4 protein-coding genes and 1 rRNA gene are annotated in these 4,549 nt (G+C 59.6%); 2 read left to right on the top strand and 3 right to left on the bottom strand.

All coding sequences use genetic code 11. The annotated features are described in order from the left end of the window. Positions 1-175: 175 nt before the first annotated feature. Entirely contained in the window at positions 176-1,204 is a 1,029-nt protein-coding gene (gene murB / locus ABWW33_RS32900) for a UDP-N-acetylmuramate dehydrogenase (RefSeq protein ID WP_353405614.1), read from the bottom strand. Between the two features lie 155 nt (positions 1,205-1,359). Between murB and ABWW33_RS32895 the strand changes: the two genes are divergently transcribed. Beyond that, positions 1,360-1,845 (top strand): YajQ family cyclic di-GMP-binding protein, encoded by a 486-nt coding sequence (locus ABWW33_RS32895; protein WP_176653514.1) that lies wholly within the window; start codon positions 1,360-1,362, stop codon positions 1,843-1,845. 163 nt (positions 1,846-2,008) lie between these two features. Then, entirely contained in the window at positions 2,009-3,265 is a 1,257-nt protein-coding gene (locus tag ABWW33_RS32890; RefSeq protein WP_353405613.1) for a nitronate monooxygenase, read from the top strand. A 32-nt stretch (positions 3,266-3,297) separates the two neighbouring features. On the opposite strand, the gene ABWW33_RS32885 is transcribed toward ABWW33_RS32890, so the two are convergent. Continuing rightward, positions 3,298-4,233: an exopolyphosphatase gene (locus tag ABWW33_RS32885; RefSeq protein WP_353405612.1), complete on the bottom strand. Its 936-nt coding sequence runs from the start codon at positions 4,231-4,233 to the stop codon at positions 3,298-3,300. Between the two features lie 214 nt (positions 4,234-4,447). Further along, positions 4,448-4,549, bottom strand: a 5S ribosomal RNA gene (gene rrf / locus ABWW33_RS32880); the annotation flags it as partial.

Raw genomic sequence — 4,549 nt, 5'->3', positions numbered from 1 at the left:
TCAAAGGGAGAACGTCGGAAAGCATGGCGCGAAGGTTAACAGCCTTCGCGCATGTTTACAACAACTAACTGGGGCCGGCCTAGTTCCTTAACTTAACGGCATTAGGGTCAGTTCCGGCAATCTGCCACGCGTGGCAGATTGCCGGAACTGACCCCGCCGTTTCTGACCTCGATTCTTAGATAAACACCGGCTCCGGTTCCAGCAGCACGCCATAGCGCGCCTGCACGTCGGCCTGGATCGCCTTGGCCAGCGCCACAACGTCGGCGCCGCTCGCACCGCCGTTATTCACCAGCACCAGCGCCTGCTTCGGGTACACGCCCGCCGCGCCCAGGCTGCGCCCCTTCCATCCGCATTGATCGATCAGCCATCCGGCCGCCAGCTTCTCCGTGCCGTCCGGCTGCAAATGGTGCACCAGCGCCGGGAACCGTTCCAGCAGCGCCGCGCACTGGGCGCCCGTCACCACCGGATTCTTGAAGAAGCTGCCGGCATTGCCGATCACCGCCGGATCGGGCAGCTTGCGGCGGCGGATCGCGATCACCGTGTCGGCCACCTGGCGCGCGGTCGGCTCAGCAATGCCCTGCTCCGCCACCGCCTGCGCCAGTTCCGCATAACGCAGGTTCGGCTGCCACTGCTTCGGCAGCGCAAAGGTCACGTCGAGTATGATCAGCTGACGGCCGCCGTCCTGCTTGAACACGCTGTCGCGATAGGCGAAGCGGCAGGCCGCCGCATCCATCGCGCGCGTCGTGCCGCTGGCCGGATCGAACACCGTCACGCTGTGAAACACGTCCTTGGTCTCCAGGCCGTAGGCGCCGATGTTCTGGATCGGCGCCGCACCGACGGTGCCGGGGATCAGCGACAGATTCTCCAGCCCGCCCAAGCCCTGATCCAGCGTCCACTGCACGAATTCGTGCCAGTTCTCGCCGGCCGCCGCGCGCACATAGTGGCAGCGTTCGTCCCCGCCGACGATCTCGCGGCCCAGCAATGCGATGTGCAAAACCAGCCCGTTGAAGTCGCCGGTCAGCAGCAGATTGCTGCCGCCCCCCAGCACCAGCCGCGGCAAAGCGGCCCATACGGGATCTGACAAAGCACCGAGCAACTGCTCTGTTTCCGTCACACGCAAATACGCGCGCGCGGTCGCGGCGATGCCGAAAGTGTTGAGGGACTGCAGTGGGAACTGATGCTGGATGAGGGACTGTGGATGCATGAAGGGGAAAACCAGGAAATTTCATCGATTATAGAGCCAAACAAGTAAAAAACCACCGCCGATATGGCGGCACGGAGCCGGTTGTCCGTTAAAATGTCAGTCTTTGATGCAGCGGGTTTGACGCATGCTGCATGCCACACGAAAAGGAAATAGTTATGCCGTCGTTTGATGTAGTCTCCGAAGCCGATATGATCGAAGTGAAGAATGCCGTCGAGCAATCTCAAAAAGAAATCGCCACCCGTTTTGACTTCAAGGGTACCGGCGCCTCCGTCGAGCACAAGGAAAACGAACTGACCGTCGTCGCCGACTCCGAATTCCAGCTGCAGCAGGTGCGCGACGTACTGACCAACAAGCTGGCCAAGCGCAAGGTCGACGTGCGCTTCCTGGAAGACGGCGACATCAAGAAGGTCGGCGGCGACAAGGTCAAGCAAGTGATCAAGATCAAGAACGGCATCGAGTCGGACGACGCCAAGAAGATCGTGCGCGTCATCAAGGACAGCAAGATGAAAGTGCAAGCCAGCATCCAGGGCGATGCCGTGCGCGTTACCGGCGCAAAGCGCGACGACCTGCAGGCGGCAATGGCCATGCTGCGCAAGGATGTCCCGGAAATGCCGTTGGAATTCAATAACTTCCGCGACTGATCCGCTGCGGCCTCCCCTCCGCGCCGGTTTTTGAGGCGTCACAATGCTGTAGTACACATGGAGTAGAATAAAACTAGCTCCATGCTGGGTACTACCGCGCGACCGCACCATGCATAGCGCCGGGCTCCGTCCCGGCAACCACTACGGTAGTCTAAGGATAGCAATGAAACGTGTTGATGATTTCCGCCTGCGATTTGGCAAAAATGAGTACGTGCCCATCATGGTCGGCGGAATGGGTGTGGATATTTCGACTTCGGAACTGGCGCTGGAAGCGGCCCGCCTGGGCGGCATCGGCCATATCTCCGACGCGATGGTGGAAGATGTGTCGGACCGCAAGTTCGATACCAGCTTCGTCAAGGACAAGACCAAGTTCTACAAGTTCAACATCAACAACATGGACAAGTCCGTGGTGCAGTTCGACCTGGAGCGCTTGGCCGACGCGCAGCGCCGCCACATCGGCGCCACCATGGCCGCGAAAAAAGGCCCGGGCCTGATCTTCGTCAACTGCATGGAAAAGCTGACCATGAACGGCCCGCGCGAAACCCTGCGCACCCGTTTGAACGCGGCGCTGGACGCCGGCATCGACGGCATCACGCTGTCGGCCGGCCTGCACTTCGGCTCGTTCGCGCTGATGGCCGACCACCCGCGCTTCCGCGAAGCCAAGCTGGGCATCATCGTGTCGTCGGTGCGCGCGCTGCAGATCTTCCTGCGCAAGAACGCCAAGCTGGACCGCCTGCCGGACTACATCATCGTCGAAGGCCCGCTGGCCGGCGGCCACCTGGGCTTCGGCATGGACTGGGCCGAATACGACCTGATGACCATCACGCAGGAATTGCTGGACTACCTGAAGGCCGAGAACCTGGACATCCCGCTGATCGCGGCCGGCGGCATCTTCACCGGCAGCGACGCCGTGCGCTTCCTCGAAGCGGGCGCGGCGGGCGTGCAGGTGGCGACCCGCTTCACCGTCACCAACGAGTGCGGCCTGCCGGCCAAGGTCAAGCAGGAATACTTCAAGGCGTCGGAAGAAGACATCATCGTCAACGGCATCTCGCCGACCGGCTATCCAATGCGCATGCTGAAGAGCACGCCGGCGATCGGCGCCGGCATCCGTCCGGGCTGCGAATCCTACGGCTACCTGCTGGACGCGACCGGCAACTGCGCCTACATCAACTCGTACAACCGCGAAGTGGCGGCGCATCCGGACGAGAAGAACATCGTGGTGATGGACAAGACCTGTTTGTGCACCCACATGCGCAACTTCAACTGCTGGACCTGCGGCCACTACACCTACCGCCTGAAGGATACCTCGCACAAGAAAGCCAACGGCGATTACCAGCTGCTCAGCGCGGAACACGTGTTCAAGGATTACCAGTTCAGCACGGACAACCGGGTCGCCCTTCCTGAAAAAGAGGCGGAATAAGAAAAGGCGCTCAGTGAGCGCCTTTTTTACGTTTAACCCTCGGAATTGATCCTGGCGATCAACGCTCCCAGCACTTCCTCTGAGCGTTCGTTGTCGACCTGGCAGGTGCCGGCGTTCTCATGTCCCCCGCCACCGTATTCCAGCATCAGTGCGCCGATATTGGTCTTCGATGTCTTGTTCAGGATCGACTTGCCGGTGGCGAACACCGTGTTCTGGTTCTTCAGACCCCATAGCACGTGAATCGAGATATTCGTCTGCGGGAACATCGCATAGATGATGAAACGGTTGCCGGCGAAGATGACCTCCTCGTTGCGCAAGTCCAGCACCACCAGGTTCTTGTGGATGGTGGCGCAACGGCGGATCTGCTCCTTGCACTTTTCGCTGTGCTCGAAGTACAGGTCCTTGCGTTCCTTCACGTCCGGCATTTCCATGATCTGCTCGATCGTGTGGTTCTTGCAGGCGTCGATCAGGTCCATCATCAGATTGTAGTTCGAGATGCGGAACTCGCGGAAGCGGCCCAGGCCGGTGCGCGCGTCCATCAGGAAGTTCAGCAGGTCCCAGCCCTCAGGATTGAGCACTTCCTGCTCGTTGAAGCGGGCCGCGTCGCCCTTGTCCACCGCCACCATCATGTCGTTCCACGACAAGGGGAAGGCCTTTTCGCCGCCGTAGTAGTCGTACACCACACGCGCGGCGGACGGCGCTTCGGGATGGATCACGTGGTTCTTGCGCTCTCCGGTATTGCGGATGGTTTCCGACAAATGGTGGTCAAACGCGATGTGAACGCCGGCGACGTACGGCAAGTTGGTCGTAATATCGTTGTCGCTGATGGCGATTTTGCCATCCTGCATGTCCTTCGGATGGACGAACAGGATTTCGTCGATCATATTCAGGTGCTTCAGCAGTACCGCGCACACCAACCCGTCGAAGTCGCTGCGTGTTACCAGACGATATTTTCTTTCTGCAGACATGAGTGCACCCCTAGTCAATTAAACATTTCACCCCGCACCCTACCATCTGGTGCAATAGCTAATGATACAACTCAATTCTGTGCCTGCACAGCAATTGGTTCAGCGCGTTGCGTAGAGGCGATTGTCACTGCCGTACAGACGAAAAAAATCCCCCACCGGCACAGAGCGCGATCTTGAGCGCGTTCTGGCTGGTGGGGGTTTTTTCATATAACTAGCCTGACGATAACCTACTTTCACACTGGTTGCAGCACTATCATCGGCGCAGAGTTGTTTCACGGTCCTGTTCGGGATGGGAAGGGGTGGGACCAACTTGCTA

The organism is Duganella hordei (assembly GCF_040369125.1).
GTDB classification, from domain to species: domain Bacteria; phylum Pseudomonadota; class Gammaproteobacteria; order Burkholderiales; family Burkholderiaceae_D; genus Rugamonas; species Rugamonas hordei.
Note: the sequence above shows the minus strand (reverse complement) of the source record. Positions and strands in the feature narration are given on the sequence as shown.